This is a genomic window from Rummeliibacillus suwonensis, assembly GCF_007896435.1.
GTDB lineage: Bacteria > Bacillota > Bacilli > Bacillales_A > Planococcaceae > Rummeliibacillus > Rummeliibacillus suwonensis.
On the sequence record NZ_VCBL01000001.1, the window covers coordinates 2597097 to 2623067 of the forward strand.

23 protein-coding genes and 1 other annotated feature are annotated in these 25971 nt (G+C 35.5%); of the genes, 8 read left to right on the top strand and 15 right to left on the bottom strand.

The genetic code is table 11. The features are described 5' to 3' along the window. The first annotated feature begins 7 nt into the window (after positions 1 to 7). The 3 genes from FEU33_RS19300 to FEU33_RS11895 all read left to right on the top strand — a co-directional run bounded on the left by FEU33_RS19300 (position 8) and on the right by FEU33_RS11895 (position 2297). A complete protein-coding gene (locus FEU33_RS19300) occupies positions 8 to 880 on the top strand; it encodes a lytic transglycosylase domain-containing protein (protein WP_146549576.1) in 873 nt (290 codons plus the stop codon). A 203-nt stretch (positions 881 to 1083) separates the two neighbouring features. Next, positions 1084 to 1482, top strand: a complete 399-nt coding sequence (locus tag FEU33_RS11890) for a globin domain-containing protein (protein WP_146549577.1) — start codon at positions 1084 to 1086, stop codon at positions 1480 to 1482. Beyond that, positions 1479 to 2297: a DsbA family protein gene (locus FEU33_RS11895; RefSeq protein WP_146549578.1), complete on the top strand. Its 819-nt coding sequence runs from the start codon at positions 1479 to 1481 to the stop codon at positions 2295 to 2297. Before FEU33_RS11890 ends, FEU33_RS11895 begins: the two co-directional genes overlap by 4 nt. Positions 2298 to 2440: 143 nt before the next feature. Here FEU33_RS11895 and FEU33_RS11900 read toward each other — a convergent pair whose 3' ends face one another. The 4 genes from FEU33_RS11900 to mecA all read right to left on the bottom strand — a co-directional run bounded on the left by FEU33_RS11900 (position 2441) and on the right by mecA (position 8291). Beyond that, positions 2441 to 2950, bottom strand: a complete 510-nt coding sequence (locus tag FEU33_RS11900) for a VanZ family protein (RefSeq protein ID WP_146549579.1) — start codon at positions 2948 to 2950, stop codon at positions 2441 to 2443. 1222 nt (positions 2951 to 4172) lie between these two features. Next, positions 4173 to 5990, bottom strand: a complete 1818-nt coding sequence (gene pepF / locus FEU33_RS11905; protein WP_146549580.1) for an oligoendopeptidase F — start codon at positions 5988 to 5990, stop codon at positions 4173 to 4175. A 64-nt stretch (positions 5991 to 6054) separates the two neighbouring features. Continuing rightward, positions 6055 to 7161 carry a competence protein CoiA family protein gene (locus FEU33_RS11910; protein WP_186731392.1) on the bottom strand — a complete coding sequence of 369 codons (1107 nt, stop codon included), beginning with the start codon at positions 7159 to 7161 and terminating at the stop codon, positions 6055 to 6057. A gap of 476 nt (positions 7162 to 7637) precedes the next feature. Then, on the bottom strand, positions 7638 to 8291 hold the full coding sequence (gene mecA / locus FEU33_RS11915) for an adaptor protein MecA (protein ID WP_146549582.1): 654 nt from the start codon (positions 8289 to 8291) through the stop codon (positions 7638 to 7640). Between the two features lie 470 nt (positions 8292 to 8761). Between mecA and FEU33_RS11920 the strand changes: the two genes are divergently transcribed. After that, positions 8762 to 8941, top strand: coding sequence for a hypothetical protein (locus FEU33_RS11920; protein WP_146549583.1), 180 nt, complete (start codon positions 8762 to 8764; stop codon positions 8939 to 8941). 68 nt (positions 8942 to 9009) lie between these two features. Here FEU33_RS11920 and spxA read toward each other — a convergent pair whose 3' ends face one another. The 6 genes from spxA to FEU33_RS11950 form a co-directional block, all read right to left on the bottom strand. Continuing rightward, complete coding sequence (gene spxA / locus FEU33_RS11925; RefSeq protein WP_146549985.1) at positions 9010 to 9405, bottom strand: transcriptional regulator SpxA; 396 nt, start codon at positions 9403 to 9405, stop codon at positions 9010 to 9012. Positions 9406 to 10120: 715 nt separating this feature from the next. Beyond that, complete coding sequence (locus FEU33_RS11930) at positions 10121 to 11059, bottom strand: ABC transporter ATP-binding protein (RefSeq protein ID WP_146549584.1); 939 nt, start codon at positions 11057 to 11059, stop codon at positions 10121 to 10123. Continuing rightward, positions 11056 to 12123, bottom strand: coding sequence for an ABC transporter ATP-binding protein (locus FEU33_RS11935; RefSeq protein ID WP_146549585.1), 1068 nt, complete (start codon positions 12121 to 12123; stop codon positions 11056 to 11058). The genes FEU33_RS11930 and FEU33_RS11935 overlap by 4 nt, the downstream gene beginning before the upstream one ends. A gap of 16 nt (positions 12124 to 12139) precedes the next feature. Further along, positions 12140 to 13159 carry an oligopeptide ABC transporter permease gene (gene opp3C / locus FEU33_RS11940; protein WP_146549586.1) on the bottom strand — a complete coding sequence of 340 codons (1020 nt, stop codon included), beginning with the start codon at positions 13157 to 13159 and terminating at the stop codon, positions 12140 to 12142. After that, positions 13159 to 14091, bottom strand: coding sequence for an oligopeptide ABC transporter permease (gene opp3b / locus FEU33_RS11945; RefSeq protein WP_146549587.1), 933 nt, complete (start codon positions 14089 to 14091; stop codon positions 13159 to 13161). The genes opp3C and opp3b overlap by 1 nt, the downstream gene beginning before the upstream one ends. A gap of 158 nt (positions 14092 to 14249) precedes the next feature. Continuing rightward, positions 14250 to 15944, bottom strand: coding sequence for a peptide ABC transporter substrate-binding protein (locus tag FEU33_RS11950; RefSeq protein ID WP_146549588.1), 1695 nt, complete (start codon positions 15942 to 15944; stop codon positions 14250 to 14252). A gap of 299 nt (positions 15945 to 16243) precedes the next feature. Between FEU33_RS11950 and FEU33_RS19410 the strand changes: the two genes are divergently transcribed. Both FEU33_RS19410 and trpS read left to right on the top strand, forming a co-directional pair. Then, positions 16244 to 16528: a DUF3899 domain-containing protein gene (locus FEU33_RS19410; RefSeq protein WP_425328610.1), complete on the top strand. Its 285-nt coding sequence runs from the start codon at positions 16244 to 16246 to the stop codon at positions 16526 to 16528. 48 nt (positions 16529 to 16576) lie between these two features. Continuing rightward, positions 16577 to 16796 (top strand) — a binding site (T-box leader). Between the two features lie 135 nt (positions 16797 to 16931). Next, a complete protein-coding gene (gene trpS / locus FEU33_RS11960) occupies positions 16932 to 17921 on the top strand; it encodes a tryptophan--tRNA ligase (protein WP_146549590.1) in 990 nt (329 codons plus the stop codon). Here the strand turns inward: trpS and FEU33_RS19470 are convergent. The 3 genes from FEU33_RS19470 to FEU33_RS11970 all read right to left on the bottom strand — a co-directional run bounded on the left by FEU33_RS19470 (position 17863) and on the right by FEU33_RS11970 (position 20541). Next, on the bottom strand, positions 17863 to 18096 hold the full coding sequence (locus FEU33_RS19470) for a YuzI family membrane protein (protein WP_483314023.1): 234 nt from the start codon (positions 18094 to 18096) through the stop codon (positions 17863 to 17865). The two genes, trpS and FEU33_RS19470, sit on opposite strands and share 59 nt — an antisense overlap. Before the next feature lie 244 nt (positions 18097 to 18340). Further along, on the bottom strand, positions 18341 to 19576 hold the full coding sequence (gene fabF / locus FEU33_RS11965; RefSeq protein ID WP_146549591.1) for a beta-ketoacyl-ACP synthase II: 1236 nt from the start codon (positions 19574 to 19576) through the stop codon (positions 18341 to 18343). 26 nt (positions 19577 to 19602) lie between these two features. Further along, a complete protein-coding gene (locus FEU33_RS11970) occupies positions 19603 to 20541 on the bottom strand; it encodes a beta-ketoacyl-ACP synthase III (RefSeq protein WP_146549592.1) in 939 nt (312 codons plus the stop codon). A gap of 531 nt (positions 20542 to 21072) precedes the next feature. Between FEU33_RS11970 and FEU33_RS11980 the strand changes: the two genes are divergently transcribed. After that, entirely contained in the window at positions 21073 to 21276 is a 204-nt protein-coding gene (locus tag FEU33_RS11980) for a YjzD family protein (protein WP_146549593.1), read from the top strand. Between the two features lie 115 nt (positions 21277 to 21391). On the opposite strand, the gene FEU33_RS11985 is transcribed toward FEU33_RS11980, so the two are convergent. Further along, positions 21392 to 23536: an ATP-dependent Clp protease ATP-binding subunit gene (locus tag FEU33_RS11985; protein ID WP_146549594.1), complete on the bottom strand. Its 2145-nt coding sequence runs from the start codon at positions 23534 to 23536 to the stop codon at positions 21392 to 21394. An 810-nt stretch (positions 23537 to 24346) separates the two neighbouring features. Between FEU33_RS11985 and FEU33_RS11995 the strand changes: the two genes are divergently transcribed. Next, positions 24347 to 25069, top strand: a complete 723-nt coding sequence (locus FEU33_RS11995) for a Crp/Fnr family transcriptional regulator (protein ID WP_244951016.1) — start codon at positions 24347 to 24349, stop codon at positions 25067 to 25069. A 228-nt stretch (positions 25070 to 25297) separates the two neighbouring features. Here the strand turns inward: FEU33_RS11995 and FEU33_RS12000 are convergent, their stop codons facing one another. Continuing rightward, on the bottom strand, positions 25298 to 25966 hold the full coding sequence (locus tag FEU33_RS12000) for an ABC transporter ATP-binding protein (protein WP_208219372.1): 669 nt from the start codon (positions 25964 to 25966) through the stop codon (positions 25298 to 25300). Positions 25967 to 25971: the final 5 nt, after the last annotated feature.

Consider the following 25971-nt stretch of genomic DNA (forward strand, 5'->3'; position numbering starts at 1 on the left):
ACAATAGATGAACATTCAATCGTTACAAACATTAGCTCAACTTCAATCACTGCAAGGCACGGATTCAAATGGTACTAGTTCTCTAAGCAATTCTACATCTTCAACATCTGACCTATTCGCTCAAATGTTATCACAGTTGACTTCATCATCTAGTACATCTGATGCCTCTCAAATGCTTGGACTTACGAATTCTCTATCAAGTGATAATACGTCTTATTTATTGCAGCTTTTAGGAAATAGTTCATATAGCAACGTGCTCAACAATGATTCTTCAAGCAACTATAGTCAATCTCTTGGATATGAAAATGCGACATCCACTGATTATAGTCAGCTTTTAAATGGTTTAAGCAATGCTTCAAGTAGCACCAATAACTCTCTTTATTACAATGGAACTTTACCCGTTTATATACCTACTTCTATTATGAATGGGTTAGATAATCGTTACAGCCAAACAGTAAGCAATCTTCAAAACCCACAAGCTGGCTCTACAAATGTGTCATCTAATACGAATTATGATGCGATTATAAAAAAAGCATCAGAAACATATGGCATTCCAGAAAAAATGATTAAATCTGTTATTAAGCAAGAATCTGGTTTTAATAATTACGCAACGAGCTCAGCTGGTGCTGGCGGCTTGATGCAATTAATGCCTGGAACAGCACAATATTTAGGTGTTTCTAACGTGTATGATGCTGAGCAGAATATTATGGGTGGCACTAAATATTTAAAACAACTGTATGATAAATTTAGTGGAAACTATAATTTGATGCTAGCTGCCTATAATGCTGGTCCTGGTAACGTCACAAAATATGGCGGTATTCCACCATTTAAAGAAACCGAAAATTACGTCACGAATATTATGAATACATACAAAGCATAATTTAAAATATCATTTGACAAAATGCCAATAATTTCGCTACTATTCAACCATCCCTTATTTGATGAATGGCTTTAGAATGCGACAATTATTGGCTTTTTTCATCAAAAAATATGAAATTTGAAGTAGAGAGCGAGTCATTTGTTTGAGAAAATGCAGCGAGATTGATAAAATAGAATTACAGCTAAAGCAAAGGAGAATCATCTATGACGCAAAAACCTATCATTCCTTACGAGGAAATTGGTAAAGAAAAACTCTATAAAATGATTGACATTTTCTATTCCAAAGTTGCTAAAAATCCAAAGCTAAAGCCTATATTCCCAGATGATCTATCTGAAACAGCTCGTAAACAAAAACAATTTCAGACACAGTATTTAGGTGGTCCGAATATTTATACAGAAGAACATGGGCATCCTATGCTAAAGGCTCGTCATATGCCTTTTAAAGTTACTCCTGAACGTGCACAAGCTTGGTTAGAATGTATGGCGGAAGCAATGGATGAGGTAGGTTTCGAAGGCAAACTTCGTGACATATATTATCAACGCCTTGTCCTTACAGCGCATCATATGATTAACTCTCCAGATGAGGAGGAGGTTTTAGAGTGAACAATATTTACTATTTAGCCGAAAAGCCTGCTGTATCATCGACAACTGCCTTAAGCAAACCGATTGAGCTATACGTTTTTATGGATTTGTTGTCACCGAGTAGTTGGGAGCTTCAATCACTGATTCGCCAATTGCAGGTAAATTATGGTCAATATTTTTCACTACGAATTATTTTGAGCACTGAATTGAATTCACTAAATACTGCTTGTCAACGAATTCACAGTTGTGAATCGAGTGAGGAACTTGTTGATGTTTCTCACCCTGTACTTCCTTCCATTGCTGTCAAAGCGGCCGAACTACAAGGAAAAAAAGCAGGATATCGTTATTTAATGAAACTACAGGAATACGCTTTATTAAAGACGAAAAATGTTTGTCAATGCAATATATTACAAGAAATTGCACAAGAAATCGATTTAGACATAGAAGAATTCCAATCTGATTTTTTATCAATGGAAGCAACTCGTGCCTTTCAAAGCGATTTATGTATTACTCGTGAAATGGAAATAGATGAAGTCCCATGCTTTGTATTCTTCAATGAAAATATAGAAGATGAAGGTTTAAAAGTTTGTGGTTCTTATTCCTATGAAGTTTATGAAAAAATACTAGAAGAATTACTTGATGAAAAACTAGTTTGTCAGCAACCGCCTTCAGTAGAGGAGTTATTCCATCGCTATCATATATTAACGACAAAAGAAGTTGCAGCTATTTATCATATTTCTCTGAATGCAGCCGAGCGCGAACTCAAGAAAAAAATGCTCCAACAAAAACTAGATCGAGTCATTTGTGATGAATTATCACTTTGGCGTTTAAAATAAAGCAGCGAAACTAAATGATTTAGTTCAAATGACAAATATCATACATGATACAATCCCCTCAGATCAACCAATTAAAAATAGGATCTGAGGGGAGATTTTTTTATGGCTAAAAGAAAACATATTAAAGTTAGGTTTTAAGTTATTCAATTAACCAATATTAACAATAATGTTATGACGAATACAGGCAGTCCTACAATGAAAGAGAGGACAGCAATAGCTGATTTGGTTTTTTCTTCTGTCTGAAATATCTTTTTGCATAATAGATAGATGAATATGCCTATAAGTCCTCCTAACACATTTAAAATAATATCATCAATATCCGTTGCACCTAATGCAAAAGTATATTGTATCACTTCGATTAGTAAGCTTCCCAACAAAATCAAAAGAAGGTTCTTCACTAGCGATTTATTCTTATTATGAAGAATAGTATATATTCCCGCTGGCACAAACATTAAAATATTTGCCCAAATGTTCATATCGACAAGTCGATAGTGTCCAAATCCATTATCGACCATTACATATTCCTTTATGGAGTCGAATGGAATGAGATTGACACTTCTTAAGTGATCTCGTGAGATAAACACTGTATCGATTAGTAAAACTATATAAAATATTAAAATAAACCAATAAAAAATTTTCAACCATTTTTTCATCTAAAAACCTCCTCTGAAGATGTTTTAATCATATAATTCAATTCTTAAAAATTGAGCACTGCATTTCTTAAAAAAATATGAAGCCTTTATAAAACTCTCAAGTGAAACATCACTGAGAAGGGTTTTCTTCATGCCACACCGGGTCTTAGTTGGGCTATTAGCAATTGTCTCCACTTATCTGCTGCTTGTTATTTGAATCTTGAATTCGAGGACGTGCTTGCCTGTGTTATTGTAGGATAAATTTTTGTGCTATCCTAAAATGTTTAACCTTATTAAGTGGTAAGAAGTTTCATACCGATGGCAGTTTCACTTTATAATGATACCGTTTTGCACACTTTTCCTTTATATTTCAGAACAACTTTTCGACTTATATCGACATATAATGTCAGTTGTATTCGCTGTTTTTTGACAAAAATAAAAGAAGTACCTCTATAAGAGATACTTCTTTTCACAAAGGGGATGGGAGAAATGTTCACGTTCAAACAAAGGGGTGTATGTTTGTTTGTGATTTATTTCACACCTAAACTTTAGCACGAAAAAGTTTACATATCAATGTTTCAGCTTCATATTCACAAAGTTGTCATATAGTAAGCGTTTACAATTCAATTTCTATTTTTTTATGTATACGATGACATGAAAATGTCGATGATAATAAATTACAGGATGAAATTCCCATGAAAAAATAGAACTATTTTTTAGAATTATGTCGATTTTTGCTATCAAATATTCTGATCGACGACATATAAAGCATACCTTTTAAGAAGTATGACAAATTGAAACTTCACACGGTGAGGTCTTTTTTTCATCCTCTACTGGATATTAGTTGAAAGCGATCGGTCTTATATAGGCAGTTGATCCCCTTTCTTTCCTTATTCTCCTGCTTGTTACTTACGTCTTGATGTAGGTGTGGCTTACTTTGCCTGTTCGTGTAGAAAAAAGACACTGGACTGAACTTGATCCGTTTCTCTACAATAAGCCAGGCAAATCTAAATCTTCCTCGAATTATTTATATTCTGCGGGGGATGGTCTGCTTCCATTTATCACATTATGAGCCATGGCTTTTCACTATATTGACTAGCTGAAAAAGTATCACTAAAAAGATGCTATACAAAAAGCACAGAATGTTGTTGATCACACTCTGTGCTCATTTTGTTTTACATACTATAGAGTTAAATCTCTACTTTTCAGACAAATCCCTTGAATTTCACTTCACTATATTAGATTATTTCACTAACAATTTTTCAAGTTCACCTAAATTACGTTCAAACACTTTGCATGCTTCCTCAATTGGAGATGCTGATTCCATATCAACACCAGCTGCTTTTAAAACGTTGATAGGATAGTCAGAGCAGCCTGCTTTTAGGAATTTATTGATATATCGTTCAACCGCTGTATCGCCTTCAGAAAGGATTTGAGAGCTTAAAGCAATAGCGGCACTTTTACCTGTTGCATATTGGTAAACATAGTAATTGTAGTAGAAGTGAGGAATACGTGCCCACTCTAACCCAATCTCTTCGTCGATGACCATATCTTCTCCGAAGTATTGCTTATTTAGATCATAGTATACTTTCGTCATACTTTCCGCCGTAAGTGCTTCACCTTTTTGATCCAATTCATGAACAATGTGTTCAAACTCAGCAAACATGGTTTGACGAATAATCGTACCACGGAAACCTTCCAACCAATGATTTAAAATATATATCCTTGTTTTCGGATCATCAATTGTCTTCAATAGATAGTTGTTTAATAATTCTTCATTACAAGTAGAAGCTACTTCAGCAACGAAAATAGAATAATCACCATAGACAAATGGTTGGTTATTACGTGTATAGTAGCTGTGAACGCTATGTCCAAATTCATGTACAAGTGTAAATAGATTATCTAAATTGTTTTGCCAATTCAACAAAATATATGGATTTGTACCATATGAACCTGATGAGTAAGCACCACTGCGTTTACCTTTGCTTTCTACTACATCCACCCAGCGGTCTTTTAAGGCCTTTTGGAGGATTCCAACGTATTCATCGCCCATTACGCTTAAAGCCTTTAGCATATGTGTTTTGGCTTCCTCGTAAGTCATATTGATTTTAGATTCTGGTACAAGCGGCGTGTAAATATCCCACATATGCAATTCGTCAATACCAAGAATTTTCTTACGCAATGAAATATAACGATGCATTAATGGCAAATATTTATGGATCGTATCGATTAATTGATCATATACTTTTTCAGGAATGCTATTGGCAGACATTGCTGCTTGACGTGCAGAATCATAGTGGCGAATACGTGCACTCACATTATGAGCTTTCACATTTCCTGATAATGTAGCAGCGAATGTGTTTTTGAAATTTCCATATGTGCTGTACATGGCATGGAACGCTGTTTCCCTTACTGAGCGATCTTTACTTTCTAGGAAGTGAACATAATTGCCATGTGTTAATGGAACTTCATTGCCGTCTTCATCTTTGATCGTCGGGAACTCTAAATCAGCATTGTTTAACATACTAAATGTATTTGCTGAAGAACCTGTCACTTCTGACAGCTGAGAAAGGATGGCTTCTTGTTCTGCTGGCAAAATATGAGGACGTTCTTTATTGATTTCTTCGATTTCTTGTTTATATAATTGAAGATCTTCGTTTTCTTTCAAGTACCCTTCAATAACCGCTTCATCTAAAGATAGAATTTCAGGTGTTAGGAAAGAGAGACTTGTTGAGATTTGGGCATATAATGTTTTAGCACGACTATCGGTTGCTTGATAAGTGGCATTCGTTGTATCTTGATCATTACGCATGTGAGCATATGCATAGAGCTTGCCCAACTTATAATACACATCATCTCGGAAACGTAAAACCTTTAACAATGCTTCAGCACCATCTTTAATGGTACCTTGATAGCTTGCAGCTTGTTTCCCGAGTTCACTAATTTCTTTAAATGCTTCTTCCCATGCAGCATCTGTCGCAAAAATATCCTCTAGTTTCCAAGTTAGCTCGGTCGGTACCTCTTCTCTTGTCAGTACTTTTGTTTGTTGATTTTCAGCCATGATATGACCCCCTAATTTAATTTGTTCCTGAAAAACGAAGTACTATCATATTTTCTCAATTTTCTCAACGCTTTGCAAGAAATTGGGCATATATAGATTGCCATAGCATTTTTTCATCAAATTGACTATTGATGCACGTTATCCCTAATCTTCTCAATATGAAATGATAATTTTCTAATGATACGACTGCTTGTTGATCTAGGCATATTGCAGGATACCTTTTACAAAATTCATTGATGCTTCTTGACGAAGGATGAGTAAAATTTTCACCCTGTTCGATTAGAAACATAAGCCAGAGCATTTGCCATTCCACTTCAAACACAGAAAAGTGCATGTGCTTTGTAACAGGAATGCCTATAAATAAAGGCAGCTTCTCTACCGGATAGTTCATAAAATAACAAGCACGTAAAAATGAGTCTTGTACACCTTTTCTACTCATCAATACTCTTCTTCTTAAAAAAAGGAATCGTTCTTTTTTCCAGAGCTGCCAATAGATTTGAAAATCAGATTCGGAGGGTACTAGCACATTTAAAAAAGGAAAGTGCTGCGCCTCTAATGGTAAATGCTGTACCTTTCCAATAAAACGATACCCTCCTCCTATTGGGAGTAAATAAGAAAAATAAACAAAGGTCGCAGATTCAGGATCAAAAGTGATTAGATGAAGATGATTTTGGATGTATGTGATAAATTGCTGTTTAAATGGGGATAGTTTAATTTGTTGAATACCATCTGGATAGGGGTGCCTGTCCTTTGGAGTTTTTAAAATCCAAATTGGCTGTATATTGGCTCGCAGATAGCCCTCTGTACGAGTTTCCATTTGGGGGATTGGAATCGTACTACATTGAAATTCAATGGCAAACCGTTGATAATTGCTCTCAACTAGCAGATCAGGTCGCTGAGATATTTCCTTGAAATAAGGCTCGATTTGAACATTTAGCTGCAGTTTCTGAAACATTTCATATAACTGATGCTTTCCCAATAAATGGGCAGCTGTTTCTCCTTCTGAAAACAAGCCTTGACACTGACTCTTTTTTAGATGAGCAAAGTGTGGAATCATCACTTGTCCGATTTTCATCAGTAAAGGTTCCTGACATTGTGGACAATAAAACTGCTCTTTTTTTCGCAATTTCTCTAGATGGTCTCTTTTCAAATTTCTTGTTAGCGTGATCAACTCATTCTGCTCATTGAACGCTGTTAAAATAATATCACCTCCTATTAAATTTTATGAATATTCTGTCCCATTTGCAAATAAAATGAAATGTTACACATCGTGAGCTTGTTGCCTGTTCTGGCGGGGTAAAGTGAAACTTCTCTCAGAGGTGATTTTCCTCCTCTGGGAGTTAGTTGAACCAATCGGGTTTTTCAGGCAGTTGCGCACCTTTTACCTACTTTTTTACTCGCACCCTAATGCGGAGGACTTCCTACCTGTTCTGGTGGGATAAAGTGAAACTTCTCTTAAGGAAGTTTTCTTCATCCTCTTGCGAAGATTCACTAAAAAATGGAGATATCTTCAAATGATTTCATCACTCTTAGATATCCCCATTGTTATACATTTTGTCGAAAAATCTGCAAGATATGTCTGGATGATCAGTCAATAAAGTATGATAATCTTGCAAATCATTCTTTAAGTGAGCTGTGCTTTTCGTACTAAAAATATTTTCGAACTGTTTCAAAACAGTTGTCTTTCATGATCACTTTTCCGTATTCTTCTAATAAATGAATGGTTGTATCTGCTTCCTCAGCACATTCAGAAATGACACTCAAGTAATTCTCTAGGTCGCCCATCGTACTGTCTTCATCAAATTTGACATGTAAGTAATACTTACCTTCCATTTCAAATAATGAATTTTCAAAATTGGCTTCTTCTGGCATTCTATAAGCAATGTCGATAATATCATCGAATTCTTTTAGAACAAATGTATAGCCATCCAAAAATTCATCCGAATCATTGAAAAATTCCTCAAATTCATGAGGCTTGATATCCATGCCATTAAAGGCACTTTCAAAAAACTTTCTTTTCTCTTCCAAACTTGAAGGTAGGTCTAATAATCCATCCGAGTTGAATTTGGCAGTAGTGACAGTTAACTCAAGCCCATTTTCTTTTGCTACAACTTGAATCCATAATGGACCATCCATTTCAAAATCTATATCGTCATTAAGCTCTTCCATCATTACCCAAAAGAGTTCTTCGCCTTTTTCTCGGTTATACCATATTTCATCTTTCGTGAAACCGCGTTCTTCAATGTCAAGATAAGAAATGAAGAGTTTTAGTGTATTCTCATTAATGCGTTCCATATCCATATTACACAACTCCCTCCGGTCACTACTTCTAAAAAAGATTTGACTGTTAGCCAGATTCTTGAAGGTGTAGCACATAAACAGCGTCTCTTACTATTGTATGACGAGATGGCGAAAAATGAAAAGAATAAATCTCAAGAAATAACAATAGTATATGAAATATAATAGAGTATGTTAACAATTGCAATAATAATTCGCAAATTGTAACTACCTTTATTATAATACTATATTCCTGCATAAAGTGAAACTTCACTCAAATGTAGGTTTTTCTTCGGTTTTCCACTGTGTCATCGCTAAATCGATTACGTTCTTTATAGGCAATTACTCTTGGTTGCACACTGATTTTATGCCATATATTTTTCGTCTCGATATGGAGAACTTACTGCCTATTTATCCCGCGTCAACGGGCAGTAAGACCCCCACCTCAAGTTTTAGAGGAAAGCGAGAAAGATAGGTGGGGGATCAACTGCCGCATGCGCCCGATTGGTTCGGGCGGGCAGGATGTTGGTCACTCAGGTGTTGCCGCTTTTAACCTGAGTTCTTCTATTTCAGTGGGGGATGAAGAACCCCCCACTGATGGAAGCTTCACTTTATGTGGGATCAAGAAGCTTTTCATCCTATTATGTTCCAAGATTCAAATCAAATCCAAATAAAAAAGCTAAAACTCCAATTTTTCGGGGAGCTCTAGCTTAGCTTGTACATATGTTCTCCAACTATGCGATTAATTCACCATTTTTTGTGCTTCCTGTAATTGGAATGCACGTACTTTACGTGGTAAGAAACGTCGAATTTCATCTTCATTATATCCGACTTGAAGACGTTTCTCATCTAAAATAATTGGACGACGCAAAAGCCCTGGGTTTTCTTGGATCAATTCATATAATCTTTGTAAAGGTAAAGATTCTAAATCCACTTTTAATTTTTGGAAGATCTTAGAACGTGTTGAGATAATTTCATCTGTTCCATCTTCAGTCATTCGTAAAATTTCTTTAATTTCACTAATGCTAAGTGGTTCTGCAAAAATATTGCGTTCTTTGTACGGAATTTCATGTTCTTCCAACCATGCTTTTGCTTTTCTACATGAAGTACAACTTGGTGATGTAAATAAAGTGACCATCATATCAAACACACCCTTTCAAAATGTATATTATATAAACATCTAGCTATTTTTAAATTAGAATTACTCTAATAAAGAAGTCTAACATCATTATACAACATATTTTCTCATTTGGATATACACAAAAAAGAAATAATTTTAATTGATTTATGTTTAATTATTCTATTATTTTAAGCATTTTAGATTATACATTTCGAGCAATTCTCACTTATGTTATTACTATAGCCAAAAATAAAAATCTTTAAACAGAAAAAAACAATAAAAATATTCTCATTTAGAAATGGAAATTGAAAATGATAACCTCCTAGTATTACTACGAATTCATCTTTCAAAAGGTTTCACTTTTTATATTTTTTTACAAAAAATTTTTATTTTTTTCCTAATCAACTCGCAGGATATTATATTCTAAAGATTGAAAGAAAAGAAGGTGACCCAAAGCTAAGAATCTTGGGCACCTTCTTTACATATTCTCTTAAAATCGATTTCCACTCGAATAGATATAACTAAGTATCGTGCGGCTCTTTTCGTTTTAAGTTTAGACTCGCGATTTTTTGCTACTCCCTAAGAATTTTTTCTCCTAGAAAAGAAAATCAACTGAGCTAAAAATGAGAAAGCAACAAAACTTCCGCTATCATTAAAATCCTATATCAACATAATTCAAAAAGTTATCAATTCAATGAACTTTAAGATGATTCTCTTTTTTCGTGTGATCCAGCTATAGATGTTCTGCTTTTAAGGCTTCCAATTCTTTTTCAGAGCAATAGACGAAATGATTTGGTCGTACTTCATGCATTTTCACTTCTTCGTCTGGTTGATAATTATGAACTTTGGGATCATATATTTTACGAACGCGCGTACGTTCATAATTTGGATCTGGAAATGGGATTGCTGATAGCAAAGATTGTGTATAAGGATGCATAGCATGCGTATACAAATCTTCAGCTGGAGCTAATTCTACTAATTTTCCAAAATACATAACACCAATACGATCTGAAATATATTTAACCATTGACAAATCATGCGCGATGAATAAGTATGTCAAACCTTTTTCTTCCTGTAATTCTTTTAACAAGTTAACGACTTGCGCTTGGATCGAAACATCTAATGCTGAAATCGGTTCGTCTGCAATAATAAATTCTGGTTCAACCGCCAATGCTCTTGCAATCCCAATACGTTGTCGTTGACCGCCTGAGAATTCATGCGGGTAGCGGTTGGCATGCTCCTTGTTTAAACCAACCGTTTCAAGCAAGTCATATACGCGCTTTTTTCGTTCCTTATCGTTCTTTGCCAGGCCATGTATATCTATGCCTTCCGCAATGATATCCATTACTTTCATACGTGGATTTAAGGAGGCATATGGATCTTGGAAAATCATTTGCATTTTACGGTTCAAATCTTTTAATTCTTTTTTAGATTTTTTACTATGAACACTGATACCATCGTATAATACCTCTCCATCAGTTGCATCATACAAACGAATAATTGTCCGGCCAGTAGTGGATTTACCACAACCTGATTCACCAACAAGTCCTAGTGTTTCCCCTTTGTAAATATCAAATGAAACATCATCAACAGCTCTTACTTCATTGGCCTTGCCTTCATTAAAGTATTGTTTTAAGTGTTTAATCTGTAATAATTTTTCAGTTGGTTTCATTGATGGTTCCCCCCATTCTCAGCTTCATAATAGCGGCTCCCTGGGAAACGTTTCATTCGTTCAATGATAATGGCTGGCGGCTCTACTGTTGGAGCATCAGGATGCAACAACCAAGTAGCTGCATAATGCGTATCACTTACTTTAAAGAATGGTGGGGCCTCCTCAAGATCAATTTGCATAGCATATTCGCTACGTAAAGCAAATGCATCTCCTTTTGGAGGAGACAATAAATCTGGTGGTGTACCAGGAATTGCATACAGTTTTTCATCTTTTGCATCTAAGGATGGCATCGAACTTAATAATCCCCATGTATACGGATGTTGTGGATTGTAAAAAATTTCGTCTACATTTCCAATTTCAACAATTTTCCCACCATACATAACAGCTACACGATCAGCCACATTGGCGACAACGCCAAGATCGTGCGTGATGAAGATGATAGATGTATTGATTTTCTTTTGTAATGATTTCATCAATTCTAGAATTTGTGCCTGAATGGTTACATCTAGCGCCGTTGTTGGTTCATCTGCAATAAGAATATGCGGATTACATGCAAGTGCAATCGCAATTACAATCCGTTGACGTTGACCACCTGAAAATTGATGCGGATACTGCTTAATGCGTAATTCTGGTTTGGGCATTCCAACTAATTGTAATAATTCAATTGCCTTTTTCTTTGCTTCAGCTTTAGAGACATTTTGGTGTTTTAAAATAGGCTCCATGATTTGTTTGCCAACTGTCATGGTAGGATTTAAAGATGTCATTGGATCTTGGAAGATCATTGAAATATCTTTACCACGGATTTTCTGCATTTCTTTTTCGGATAGTTTTAATATGTCCTTACCATCAAAAAGAATTTGCCCATTTTTATATTCTGTATTATTTTCAGGTAGTAGACGCATGATTGCTTTAGTAGTAACGGATTTACCTGAACCAGATTCACCTACTATCGCTAAGGTTTCACCCTTTTTTAAATCAAAGTCAACACCACGAATTGCTTTCACTTCACCAGCGAATGTGTGGAAGGAAAGCTCAAGATCTTTTACTTCAAGAATTTTTTCCATTATGCTTTCCCTCCCATTAATCTTTCATTTTCGGGTCAAATGCATCACGTAACCCATCACCAAGTAGATTGAATGCAATCATCAGGATACTTAAAACAACTGCAGGAGCAGCTAAAATGTATGGTTGGAACTGAATATTTTTGTAACCATCATTAATCAGTGTACCAAGCGACGCATTTGGTGCTTGTAAACCTAAACCAATAAAACTTAAGAAAGCTTCAAAGAAAATAGCCGTAGGAACAGTGAACATTGTATTAATCACAATAATTGCCAAAATATTCGGCAATAAATGTTTGAAAATAATACGTATATTACTAGCTCCTAATGTACGCGCCGCTAAGATAAACTCTTGATTTTTAAATTTCAATACTTGTCCACGAACGATACGAGACATTCCGATCCAGCCAGTTAAGGCAATCGCAATAATAATCGCTGTAATCCCCGGTTCCATGACCATAATCATCAAAATCACAATGACTAAATTAGGGATACCATATAATATTTCAACTATTCGTTGCATGATATCATCTACCCTACCACCATAGTAGGCTGAAATACCACCATACGCAACACCAATGACCACATCAATCAAGGCAGCGACTACTGCAATCAAAAGAGAAATTTGAGTCCCTTTCCATACTCGAGTAAACATATCTCGACCAAGTCCATCAGTACCGAACCAATAATTTTCTTTTACATTTTTTTGAGCATAAAGGTCGACATCCTTCCCCCCAACCTTCGCATGCCCGTCTGCAATACCTATTGGTGCAAGCCATGAAATCTTCGGTGGTAGATTTGCTCTTGATAACTCTTGTTCATCGACACCATGTGAAGTAAGATGAGTCCCTACAAACGCCATTATTACAAGTAAAAATAATACAAATATACTAACAACGGCTGCTTTGTTTTTTCTTAATCGCAGCCATGCATCTTGCCAGAAGTTGAGAGATGGTTTAGCAATTTGCTCCGCTTCCTTATTATTGACTTTTACAGGTTTAAAAGCATCAGGCGATAACTTATCATATTGTTGAGTCATTATTTATTACCCCCTGTCAGACGAATACGTGGATCGATAATACCATATAAAATATCGACAATTAGAATGATTGTAATTAATAAAATAGAGTAGAACATAGTCGTTCCCATTATTACAGGGAAATCGTTCATATTAATGGATTTAACGAATTGCTCCCCAATTCCTGGAATAGAAAATATTCTTTCCACTACTAGAGAACCTGTTACGAGTGCTGCTGCTAAAGGTCCTAAAACCGTAATTAATGGGATTAAAGCATTTCGAAAAGCATGTTTAAAAGCAATCTCAAAGCGACTCGCACCTTTAGCTTTTGCTAACATGATATAATCTGAGCCTAATACTTCGATCATTTCTGTACGGACGAAACGTGCTGCTGTAGCAAGTGGCCCAATCGCTAAGGCAATGGTTGGCATTATGCTTGAGGCAAAACCATCTTTCCAAAGTGCTACAGGTAGAAGTTCCCATTTCACACCAACCCAATATTGTAAAACAGCTGCAAATACAAAGGATGGTATGGAAAGACCGAAAATAGCAATTAAAGTACTGCCATAATCCCAGACAGTGTTTTGTTTCAATGCAGCGACCATTCCTAAAATAATCCCTAAAATTGTACCAAGTACTAAAGCTTGCATACCTAATTGGAAGGATGGACCTGCGCGGTCAATAATTAACTGCGTAACATCAGCACCTTTGAATTGGAACGATACACCAAAATCTAGTTTCAACATATTACCTAAATACTGTACATACTGCTCTGGTAATGGTTTATCCAATCCGTATTTTGCTTCAACCACAGCTAATTGTTCAGGAGAAAGTTTAGGTGCAGAAGAGATAGGAGAACCTGGAAGCATCTTCATTAAGAAGAATGTAAATGATGCGATCAGGAATAACGTGATGATCATATAAATAATTCGTTTTGTAATATATTTAGCCATACTTGCACCTCCGATTATAATGCCTCTAACGAAGCATCTGAATGTAAAATGAGAATTTTTTGTTAATTTCGTTAATTTTAAAAAGAGAGTATATGGAAGTAACTCTTCCATACACTCCCTAATGATAAACTTAACTTACTTTCCTTGGTATAAAATTATTATTCTTTACCAGAAATATAAGCCCATTTGTAAGAGAAATCAGGTCCAAAGTTATGTTGTACAAGATCTTTAACATAAGGTTGTTGTAATGATACTCTAGCACGTTGATAAACTGGTGCGATGGCAGCATCTTTTTCTACAACAAGTTTTTCAGCATCAGCAAGTGCTTGCCAACGTTTTTCAGGATCAGTTGCATAAGTGGTGCTTGCTTCTTTTACTAATTTATCGTATTCATCAGAAGCATAGCCCATTTTGTTTTGAGCACTATCAGATGTCCATAAACTGATGAATGTCAATGGATCTTGATAGTCAGGACCCCATCCTGCAAATTGGATATCATAATCTTGGTTAGTGTCTAGATCAATACGGTTTTGGAATGGAACTTCTTTTAGTTTGATCGTTAAACCAGGTAGATTTTTTTCTAATTGGTTTTTCATATATTCATCCATTTTCTTGGCTAAATCTGTATCATCACCTAAGAATTCCAATGTAAGTTTTTTCACACCAAGTTCTTTTAAGCCTTTTTCCCATGCATCTTTGGCAGCAGTAGCATCGAATTTCGTCAAGTCACCATTGATATCACGGAAGTCTTTTTTATTTTCATCGAAAGTGAAGTTTTTAGGTACTAAATAGTTTGCGGGTTCAGAACCATTAGCAAGTACTGTTTTCGTTAATTCTTCTTTGTTGAAAGCTTGAGAAAGCGCTTCACGGATATTAAGATTTGCTAACGGCGTATTTGTTTTGCCATTACGTTTTTGGTTAAATTTCAAGTAGAATACTGTTGCTTCCTCAAATTTTACAAGGTTTTTATCATTTGCATATTGTGCAGCGAAATCACCATCAAGACCTGCGCGATCTTTTTCACCAGAGTTGTAAAGGTTAACAGCTGTAGAAGTTTCCTTTACAACGTCGACATTGATTGTATCAAGTTTGACATTGTCTTTATCCCAATAGCTTTCGTTCTTTTTGTATGTCCATTTTAAGCCTGTGCCATCCCAGTCGTTAAGTGTAAATGGACCATTGTATAATAAATTATCAGAACTTTTAGCATATTGTTTGCCTTTTTCTTTTACAAATTCTTCTTTTGCAGGTAAAAAAGTAGGGAATGCCATCAATGATAAGAAGTACGGAATTGGTTTTTCCAAAGTAACTTCTAACGTTTTGTCATCAACAGCTTTAACACCTAGAGTATCGGGTTTTGCCTTGCCTGTAGAAATTTTTTCAGCATTTTTAAGTACACCATTCATCATATACGGACCATATTCAGAACCTGTTTTAGGATCAATCGCACGTTTCCAAGCGAATTCAAAATCATTAGCAGTTACTTGAGAACCGTCAGACCATTTTGCATCACGTAGCTTAAATGTGTAAACAGTACCATCTTCGCTAACTTTTGGTTCTTCAGCAGCAATAGCTGGTTCAGCCACATTATCTTTATTTAAGCGATATAATCCTTCGCTTATATTGTTTAATACTGTGAAACCAACTGTATCTGTAGCTAATGCAGAGTCTGCTGTCGGAATTTCAGCACTTTCATTAAGATTTAATTCTTGTTTTGCATCAAGTTTACTTGATGAATCTTCTGAGCTGTTGTTATTGTCTTTATCTTTGTCGTCTCCGCCACCACATGCGGCTAAGAAAACGCTCAGCACTAATACAAGACTTAACAGCCATACTAGTTTACTTTTCTTCATAAGTAAATAACCCCCTTTAATGTTTTGAAAAAATTTTTACAATTTTGATTATACCTAAACTTGTGAAGATGTACATACCTTTTTTTGAAAATTCCCTTCATTCCGTTTTATCAAAATTATGAAAACCCTGTAATATCAATGATTCACAAGAATTATTTCAGAAATAAAAATTTTTGGTTTCCAAAGATTTTTTTGATTTTTTAATAGATTCGAATTAATATATTAATAAATTGGAGGGAATTTTATTGAAAAAACAGACTTTTTCCTTTTTAATATTACAACTTATGATTTTCATAACCATGTGGTGTTACTATAAAGAGTGGTCTCTTCTTGGCTATATTAATGTATCATTTATATTTGGAGCCATTCTCTTATTCACCGGATTGACCAGTTATATACTGGCTTCAGGTTTTTTTGATTTATTTTATGTTACTTCCAGGAAAATTATATCTTCAAAAAGAAAATTATCTGAAATAACTCATATGAGGAAACCCTCTGAAATTATTCATTATAATTTTAAGTTTGTTCTGCTATTAGGATTGGAAATACTCTTGTGCATGGGAATCGCACTGATTGCATATTAGAGAAACTTGTATTTTGCATATAACTATATTATAATTTTCAGCATAACATTTAGAACGATGACGAAGATTAGTACTTAAAGTCAGTATGTCCAAGAGAGTCTGTGGCAGGTGCGAACAGATCATACACTTTAAGGAATGGGCTTCCGAGTTAGCTTTATGAACCTTTGCGCAGTAGTGAAGCTCGGGTTTCTCACGTTACGAGAGAGAGTGGTCGATTTTCGACAAGCTTGGGTGGTACCGCGGATTCAAAACATCATTCGTCCCTATTTGGGATGCATGATGTTTTTTTATTTTGGACTGTTGATTTTGATTTACCGCGAAAACTGTCTATTTGTAGCGAAATCAAGTGAATATCAACGACATTATTAACAGAGAGAGCCTATTTCTAAGGAGGAGTTTCAACATGAAAAGAATTTTTTCTGGTGTTCAACCAACAGGTGTTATTACATTAGGCAACTATATTGGTGCCTTCCGTCAATTTGTCACTATGCAAAATGACTATGACTGCATTTTTAGTATTGTAGACGAGCATGCCATCACTGTACCACAAGATAGTGATGAGCTAAGCAAAAACATCCGCACCTTAGCAGCAACTTATCTAGCAACTGGTATTGACCCCGATAAGGCAATATTATTTATCCAATCTGAAGTTCCTGCACATGCACAAGCTGGATGGATGCTAACTTGTACATCTTACATCGGAGAATTAGAACGTATGACCCAATTCAAAGATAAAGCGAAAGGAAGAGATGCTGTATCAGCTGGTTTACTAACTTACCCACCTTTAATGGCAGCAGATATTTTGCTCTATAATACGGATATCGTGCCAGTCGGAGAAGATCAAAAACAACATCTCGAAATTACTCGCGACTTAGCAGAACGCTTTAATAACCGTTATGGAGAAACATTCAAAATCCCAGAAATTCAATTACCTAAAAACGGTGCACGTATTAAATCATTACAAGATCCATTGAAAAAAATGAGCAAATCAGATGACAACAAAAAAGCAACTATCCGCATACTTGATTCTGCAAAAGACATTGAGAAAAAAGTAAAATCTGCTGTGACAGATTCTGAAGGAATTGTAAGATTCGATCTAGAAAATAAGCCAGGTGTTTCTAACCTCCTAACGATCGAAGCTTCTTTAACAGATATTTCTATTGATAACCTCGTTGCCAAATATGAAGGTCTAGGCTATGGTGCATTCAAAGCAGGTGTTGCTGAAAGTATTATCAAGCATTTAACACCTATTCAAGAACGATTCGCTGAACTAATCAATTCATCTGAACTAGATCACATCCTCGATGATGGTGCAGAAAAAGCCAATGCTATTGCTAGCGAAACGGTTTCGAAGATGGAGATTGCGATGGGGCTGGGTAGAAAAAGACGATAAGCATTCCTATCCAAGAACCAACGAATATTTTAAAATCCATTGTGTTCAAGATAAATGTAAAAACTGACATCCACGTGTATCCTAATGCGTGATAGTTTAAATAAAGAATCATATGGGTGGATGTTAACACAATCAACCCATAACAAATTAGAAAAATGAGTATTCTCATATGCATGAATCCTTTACTATTTTTTATATTCTATGAACAAAAGTCCTTCTCTATTCATGAGAAGGACTTTTAATATGATTAAAAATAATAGAGTTTCTTCCTATTATATATAGCATTATTAAAGTTTAGTATGCTACTATGTTAAAGTTTATATTCTTTAAAATTTTGAATAGTTATAATTATAAGTTTTAAATAAAAAATATACGAAAAAGCACAGGGAGTCCATCCCTGTGCTGAACGTTTTTGAATATTAGATTTTCTTAAATAATAAGGAAGCATTATGGCCTCCAAAACCTAATGAATTACTTAAGACATAAGAAACTTCTTGCTCACGTAAAGTGTTCGGTACATAATCTAAATCACACTCTTCATCAGGTGTTTCAAGATTCATTGTTGGTGGTAATATACCTTCTTTTATAGCTAAAACGGAGAAGATTGCTTCAACACCACCCGCCGCTCCAAGTAAGTGGCCAGTCATTGATTTTGTTGAACTGATTGCTAGCTTATAAGCATGTTCTCCAAAAACTGTTTTTACTGCTTTTGTTTCATATAAATCATTATAGTAAGTACTTGTTCCATGTGCATTAATATAATCAACCACTTCTGGTGATACTTCTGCATCATCGATTGCTTGTTGCATAGAACGAGCGGCACCTTCCCCATCTGGTGCTGGCGCTGTAATATGGAATGCATCGCCAGTTGAGCCATAGCCCACTACTTCTGCATAGATTTTTGCATCACGCGCAACCGCATGTTCATATTCTTCTAAAATGACAATCCCTGCACCTTCCCCGATAACAAAGCCATCGCGATTTTTATCAAATGGTCGAGATGCAGTTTGTGGATCAGGATTTAATGATAATGCAGTATTAGAACAGAATCCTGCTACTGCCATGTTCGTGATCGGTGCTTCAGCCCCGCCAGCAATCATCACATCAGCATCGCCACGTTCAATTACTTTAAAAGCATCGCCAATAGAATTTGTACCTGAAGCACATGCAGTTACTGTACAAGAGTTAATAGCCTTCGCTCCAAAATGAATAGAAACTTGACCCGCAGCCATATCGGGAATCATCATTGGCACAAAGAAAGGACTTACACGTCGTTGTCCTTTTTCAAGGAAATTCCTGAATTGTTGCTCATATGTTTCCATTCCGCCGATACCTGATCCAATCCAAACACCCGTGCGTAGACCTAACTCAGGCGTAATTTCGAGTTTTGCATCTTCCACTGCCATGATAGAAGCAGCTAATCCAAATTGAGTGAAACGATCCATTTTACGTGCATCTTTTCTAGAAACATATTTCTCCATATCAAAGTCTTTTACTTCTGCAGCAACATGGACTGGAAATTTTTCTTGATCCAATCTAGTCAAAGGACCAATTCCAACTTTCCCTGCCTTAATATTTTCCCAAGTTGTTGAAATATCGTTTCCTAGTGGTGTTACTGCTCCAATACCAGTCACTACTACTCGACGTTTTGTCATGATTTTATTCCTCTCTTTCTTTTATATTATCTTCCCCATTTTATGGCTACTGCGCCCCAAGTAAGACCTCCTCCGAATCCTACTAGAACGATCAGATCATCATCATGAATTTTACCATTTTCTAGTTCCTCTACTAAAGCATTACCGATTGAAGCTGCTGAGGTATTGCCATATTTTTTAATAACAGCTGCCATTTTTTCAGATGGCAAATCTAAACGTTGTCTTGCTGATTCCATTATACGAATATTGGCTTGGTGCGGGATTAAATAATCCACATCATTTTTCGTGTAACCTGCTTTTTCAATGACATTGATAGCTGATTGCCCCATTTGACGGACCGCAAATTTAAATACTTCGCGACCATTCATGGTAATATAATTTTTTTCATTTTGGTAAAGATATTTGCCGCCAGTTCCATCAGCGCCCAATTCGTAAGTAAGAATCCCACGTCCTTCTGAAACTTTTCCCACGATTGCAGCAGCTGCACCATCGCCAAATAACACAGCTGTATTTCTATCTTCCCAATCAGTAATTTTTGAAAGTTTTTCTACACCAACTACTAATATATAATCATAAGCATTGTTCTCAATAAATTGTTTTGCTGTTACAAGTCCATATATATATCCTGAACATGCTGCTGAGATATCCATCGCCGCAGCATTTACTGCACCTAATTGTTCTTGGATCATACAAGAAACACTTGGAAATGGCTGATCTGGTGTAACTGTTGCCACTAAAATCAGGCCAAGTTGTTCAGCGGTGATCCCTGCGTTTTTTAATGCATTTTTTGCTGCGTTAAACGCCATATCTGATGTATCTTCGTCATCCGCTGCAATATGACGTTCTTCTATCCCCGTTCTTGTGCGTATCCATTCATCAGAAGTATCCATTACTTTTTCAAGGTCCAAATTTGTGACAACCTTTTCAGGAACATATCTTCCTACTCCAACAATTCCAGCATTCATGAGGTAGCCCCTCTCTTCTTATTATCAATTATTAGTATCTGGTCTTAATTATAACGAATAATTTTTTACTTTTCAACATTCCGTCATCATTTTGCCATTTTATCTTGTATGAATAGGCAAAAAATCCATACTTCAGGATTAAAAAAGGATTAATGGCTTAAAATAAGTCCGATCATTCAATGAATATACAAAAAAAGATTACTCCACTGCGTAAAGTTTCACTTTATCCCGCTTTAACAGGCAGTAAGACCCCCATCTCAAGATTTAAAGAGAAACGAAAAGATAGATGGTGGATCAACTGCCCGTAAAAGTCCGATTGGTTCGGGCGGGCAGGATGTTGGTCACTCAGGTGTTGCCACAGGACGTGGCGTTTTTCACTTCCGTTCCTCTAGTTCAGTGGGGGATGCAGAAAACCCCCACTGATAGAGTTTCACTTTATTGCATAAACTATTTGAAAAGTTTCTTTTAAATAAATGGGCACATATGATATGATAGGATAAGTAGATAAGTTAGTTTAGAGGTGAAATAGAGATGAGATATATTATTTTAGTCATTTGGTCTGCCCTACTAGTTACAGTATTAAACTATGTAGTCAGCTCGATCAATAATGTCGCATTCGATGGTCCAGCATTTACAAAAGGCTTATGGATCTCACTTGTATTTGCTGCGTTACTTCTTGTCATCGATGCAGTGATTCCAAAAGATTCACCAAAAGAAATCGGTCATCAAGAATAATAAAAAAATCCTGCCGTTTGGCAGGATTTTTATTTTGCAGAAATACCACATGTTGCAAAGCCACTAATTAAGTTATCTCATTAATAACTAAGATCGAATCGCTTCAACATTTCGCTTAGTTTTCTTTATGAATAACTACCTTACCATCTTCCATAGACACTACTAATTTTGTTCCTGCAGTTGCTTCCCCTTTTAACAATTCTTGAGCAACTAATGTTTCGATATGACGTTGAACAAAGCGGCGTAAAGGTCTAGCACCAAAAGCAGGATCTACTCCTTCTTTCGCAACCCATTGTAAAACATCCTCGTTCACTTGTAATTCAATTTCTTGTTCAGCCACTCGTTTTTGCAATAATTGAATATATTTCTTAGCAATTTCAAAGTATTGCTCATTCGTTAATGAGTGGAACATAATGATGTCATCTAAACGGTTTAGTAATTCAGGTTTGAAGTGTTGTTTTAAAGCCGCCATGACTAAATCTTCCACTGCATGTTCATTTTCTTGGTCTTTCAAATCCATTAAATAATTAGAACCAATATTTGAAGTTAAGATAACGACAGTATTTGTAAAGTTCACTGTACGCCCTTGACTATCGGTAATACGGCCATCATCTAAGATTTGAAGTAAAATATTTGCTACATCTGGATGAGCTTTTTCGATTTCATCTAATAGTACAACTGAGTATGGATTACGACGAACAGCTTCTGTTAATTGACCGCCTTCTTCGTAACCAATATATCCTGGAGGTGCTCCGACTAAACGAGAAACACTGTGTTTTTCCATATATTCGGACATATCAATTCGGATAAAATGATCCTCAGAATCGAATAACTGAGCAGCTAAAGCTTTCGCCAATTCCGTTTTCCCAACACCAGTTGGTCCTAAAAATAGGAATGATCCGATTGGCTTGTTTGGATCTTGAATGCCAGCTCTTGCTCTCCAAACAGCTTCTGTTACTAGGCGTACTGCATCATCTTGACCAACTACACGTTCATGTAATGTGTCTTTCAAATGCAATAATTTTTCGCGTTCGCCTTCTACTAACTTTGTTACTGGAATACCTGTCCATCTAGAAACAATGGATGCAATTTCATCTGCTGTAACATCTTCACGTAATAATCGAGTTTCGTTTCCATCTTGTAAAGATTTTTCTAATTGTTTCAATTCTTTTTCAAGTTCTGGAATTTTACCGTGACGGAGTACGGCAGCTTTGTTTAAATCATATTGATTTTCTGCTTCTTCTAATTCACGGCGATAACGATTTAAAATTTCACGTTTTTCTTGAATTTTATGCAATGATGCTTTTTCTGATTCCCATTGTTCCTTCATAGCTTTAGAAGATTCTTTTAGTTTTTCTAATTCTTCGCGTAATGCAACTAAACGTTTTTGACTTGCATCGTCTTTTTCCTTCATCAATGCTTGTTCTTCAATTTCAAGTTGCATTTGTCGACGTGTTACTTCATCTAATTCTTGTGGCATAGAGTCAATTTCTGTACGAATCATCGCACAAGCTTCATCGATCAAATCGATCGCTTTATCTGGTAAGAATCGTTCTGTTAGATAACGATTGGAAAGTTCTGCAGCAGCTACAATTGCGCGGTCATGAATTTTAACTGCATGATGCAATTCAAATCTTTCTTTTAGACCACGTAAAATGGAAATAGTATCTTCTACAGATGGTTCACGTACTAATACTTGTTGGAAACGACGTTCAAGTGCAGGATCTTTTTCGATATACATACGGTATTCATCTAAAGTTGTTGCACCGATACAATGTAATTCACCACGTGCTAACATTGGTTTCAACATATTACCTGCATCCATCGCACCATCTGTTTTACCAGCTCCCACGATCGTGTGGATTTCGTCGATGAATAAAATGATACGTCCTTCACTTTCTTTTACTTCTTTTAATACCCCTTTTAAACGTTCTTCAAATTGGCCACGGTAACTTGCACCTGCAATCAATGCACTCATATCTAATTCATAAATAAGATGATCTTTTAATCCTTCAGGCACATCTTTTTTGACAATACGTTGTGCCAATCCTTCCACAATAGCTGTCTTACCAACACCAGGTTCACCGATTAATACAGGGTTATTTTTGGTTTTACGAGATAAGATTCGGATGACATTTCGAATTTCTTGGTCACGCCCAATAACGGGGTCCATTTTACCTTTCTTTACTTCTTCTACTAAATTTCGTCCAAATTGTTCCAATGGACTTTTTTGTTCTTCATTGTTCATTTGCATTTGCATAAAGATCCAGCTCCTTTGTTTGACCTTTTTTGACCTTTTGATTAATTACATTATAATTCCATTATTACGAATTGTAAAGATAAATGTTTGACCTTTTTTGACCTTTATAATCCTTTTTTATACATTGTTGATTTTCTGCCATATTCTTCGTTTTGTTATATGGCATTATTGATTTTCCATACCAAATGTATTGATTATTTAATTTTATCCATTATATCAGATGTGTTGATGATCCAATTTTTCTAAAAATATAGTGTATTTGCTGATTTAATATTTAGTTGCTCTATCAGAGGCTTTCTACTCTTTCCGAGGGCTTTATTCGCTCTCTTTGATAATTTATTTGCTCTTTCGGAGACTTTATTCGCTCTCTCCTTTGATTTATTTGCTCTTTCGAAGGCTTTATTCGCTCTCTCCTTTGATTTATTCGCTCTTTCGAAGGCTTTATTCGCTCTCTCATGATTTATTCGCTCTTTCGAAGGCTTTATTCGCTCTCTCCTTTGATTTATTCGCTCTTTCGGAGACTTTATTCGCTCTCTCCTTTGATTTATTTGCTCTTTCGAAGGCTTTATTCGCTCTCTCCTTTGATTTATTCGCTCTTTCGAAGGCTTTATTCGCTCTCTCCTTTGATTTATTTGCTCTTTCAAAGGTTTTATTCGCTCTCCTATTTCTTTTGTAAAAACATCTTTTCCTTGTAGCATAATTGATGAATATCAACAGTATTGTTAAACAAAGCCTAATTTTAAAAGAAATGTGACAGTTTAAAAGTATCTAAATAATCCTAAATTCCTATGTTATAATGAAGAAAAATGAATGAAGGTTGTAGATGATATGGTAAATTCTTATAAGATAGATCCACTTCCTACTAATATTTCTAAAATATTCAAAGAAAATGGTTCCCTACTTAAGATTTCAAAAGGTAGTCATCTATGCTTAGAAGGTGAACCGGTCAAAGATATTTTTTATGTCGTATCGGGAAAAGTCATTTTGTCTAAAGAAACTGTTAGTGGAAAAGAATTGACACTTCGAATTTGTGGTAGCAATGACTGTATTGGTGAGGGTATTATTTTTAGTAAAACAGGGTTTTATCCTTTAAGTGCTAAAGTTATGGAATCAGCTACGATCATTACTCTTGATAAAAATCTTTTTGAAATGTGTTTAAGTCAAGAACCTGCTTTGTTAATCGAGTGTATAAGCTGGCTGCAATTACAAAATTTGAAAGCGCAAACTAAAATGCGTGATTTACTTTTATATGGTAAAAAAGGTGCTCTATACTCAACCATCATCCGACTAACCAATACTTATGGTATGTTGAAAGAGAATGGCGATATTGTCATCGATTATCCATTAACCAATTCAGATCTTGCCAATTTATGTGCTACTAGCCGTGAAGTCATTAATCGAATGTTAAATGAACTAAAAAAATTAGAAGTAATATCTTTCGATAAAAGTATTATTACCGTCCATAAATTAGATTTTCTAAAACGAGAATGTGAATGTGAAAACTGTCCTTTAAACATTTGCCGTATTGACTAATATTCATCTATTATTATAGGGCTTTCTGCAATAATATATCAAAAAAGCTTGGTACGTTTTATAGCGACCAAGCTTTTTTCTTATAAAGTAAAACTTAGGCAATGGGTTTTCTCAATTCCCACTGTGACTGCGTATTTGCTGAAACAATCAAGCTTTTCATCTCCTGCTTTTCCCTGATTCTTGAAGTGCAGGTCTTGATACTATTCGTGAAAAGCTTGGACTCTTCATCTAATTTTGAAATTGCAGTTCATTGAATTTTTTATGCTTCAACTCGAGTACAATATCACATTCTTTTGCGATTTCTCTTTCATGAGTAATGACGATAACACATTTCCCTTGATCATGCGCTAATTCTTTAAACAATCGAACAATCTCTAAAGAATTTTTTTCATCTAAATTACCAGTTGGTTCATCGGCCACAACAAGTCGAGCTTCACAGCACATCGCCCGTACAATTGCTACACGTTGTTGTTGACCACCTGATAGATGCTGCACATTTTTTTGCGCCAGTTCCTTTGTTATTCCCACTTTTTCCAACATGGAGAACGCATAATCTTTTCGATTTGCCTGATGACTATGAGTAATTTCCATTGCTGATACAATATTATCTACCGCAGACATATATGGCAGCAAATTATAGGATTGAAAGACAATCGATACATATTGATTACGGTAATTCGTCAACCCAATCTTTTTCAATGATTTTCCTTCATATAATATCTCGCCAGTTTTAGGAACATCTAGTCCTGCGATCAAGGAAAGAAATGTTGTCTTTCCTGAACCGCTTGAACCTAAAATGCTATATAATTTTCCCTTTTCGAATGTCAAATTGACATTTTCATAAAGCGCATCAGCTTTATTGTTATACCAATAATTTACGTCTTTTACTTCTAACATCATTT

Coding starts and splice junctions, on each gene's coding strand:
- FEU33_RS19300 (WP_146549576.1), top strand. CDS start 8: ATGAACATTCAATCGTTACAAACATTAGCTCAACTTCAATCACTGCAA.
- FEU33_RS11890 (WP_146549577.1), top strand. CDS start 1,084: ATGACGCAAAAACCTATCATTCCTTACGAGGAAATTGGTAAAGAAAAA.
- FEU33_RS11900 (WP_146549579.1), bottom strand. CDS start 2,950: ATGAAAAAATGGTTGAAAATTTTTTATTGGTTTATTTTAATATTTTAT.
- pepF (WP_146549580.1), bottom strand. CDS start 5,990: ATGGCTGAAAATCAACAAACAAAAGTACTGACAAGAGAAGAGGTACCG.
- mecA (WP_146549582.1), bottom strand. CDS start 8,291: ATGGATATGGAACGCATTAATGAGAATACACTAAAACTCTTCATTTCT.
- FEU33_RS11920 (WP_146549583.1), top strand. CDS start 8,762: ATGCGCCCGATTGGTTCGGGCGGGCAGGATGTTGGTCACTCAGGTGTT.
- spxA (WP_146549985.1), bottom strand. CDS start 9,405: ATGGTCACTTTATTTACATCACCAAGTTGTACTTCATGTAGAAAAGCA.
- FEU33_RS11930 (WP_146549584.1), bottom strand. CDS start 11,059: ATGAAACCAACTGAAAAATTATTACAGATTAAACACTTAAAACAATAC.
- FEU33_RS11935 (WP_146549585.1), bottom strand. CDS start 12,123: ATGGAAAAAATTCTTGAAGTAAAAGATCTTGAGCTTTCCTTCCACACA.
- opp3C (WP_146549586.1), bottom strand. CDS start 13,159: ATGACTCAACAATATGATAAGTTATCGCCTGATGCTTTTAAACCTGTA.
- opp3b (WP_146549587.1), bottom strand. CDS start 14,091: ATGGCTAAATATATTACAAAACGAATTATTTATATGATCATCACGTTA.
- FEU33_RS11950 (WP_146549588.1), bottom strand. CDS start 15,944: ATGAAGAAAAGTAAACTAGTATGGCTGTTAAGTCTTGTATTAGTGCTG.
- FEU33_RS19410 (WP_425328610.1), top strand. CDS start 16,244: ATGTGGTGTTACTATAAAGAGTGGTCTCTTCTTGGCTATATTAATGTA.
- trpS (WP_146549590.1), top strand. CDS start 16,932: ATGAAAAGAATTTTTTCTGGTGTTCAACCAACAGGTGTTATTACATTA.
- FEU33_RS19470 (WP_483314023.1), bottom strand. CDS start 18,096: ATGCATATGAGAATACTCATTTTTCTAATTTGTTATGGGTTGATTGTG.
- fabF (WP_146549591.1), bottom strand. CDS start 19,576: ATGACAAAACGTCGAGTAGTAGTGACTGGTATTGGAGCAGTAACACCA.
- FEU33_RS11970 (WP_146549592.1), bottom strand. CDS start 20,541: ATGAATGCTGGAATTGTTGGAGTAGGAAGATATGTTCCTGAAAAGGTT.
- FEU33_RS11980 (WP_146549593.1), top strand. CDS start 21,073: ATGAGATATATTATTTTAGTCATTTGGTCTGCCCTACTAGTTACAGTA.
- FEU33_RS11985 (WP_146549594.1), bottom strand. CDS start 23,536: ATGCAAATGCAAATGAACAATGAAGAACAAAAAAGTCCATTGGAACAA.
- FEU33_RS11995 (WP_244951016.1), top strand. CDS start 24,347: ATGAAGGTTGTAGATGATATGGTAAATTCTTATAAGATAGATCCACTT.
- FEU33_RS12000 (WP_208219372.1), bottom strand. CDS start 25,966: ATGTTAGAAGTAAAAGACGTAAATTATTGGTATAACAATAAAGCTGAT.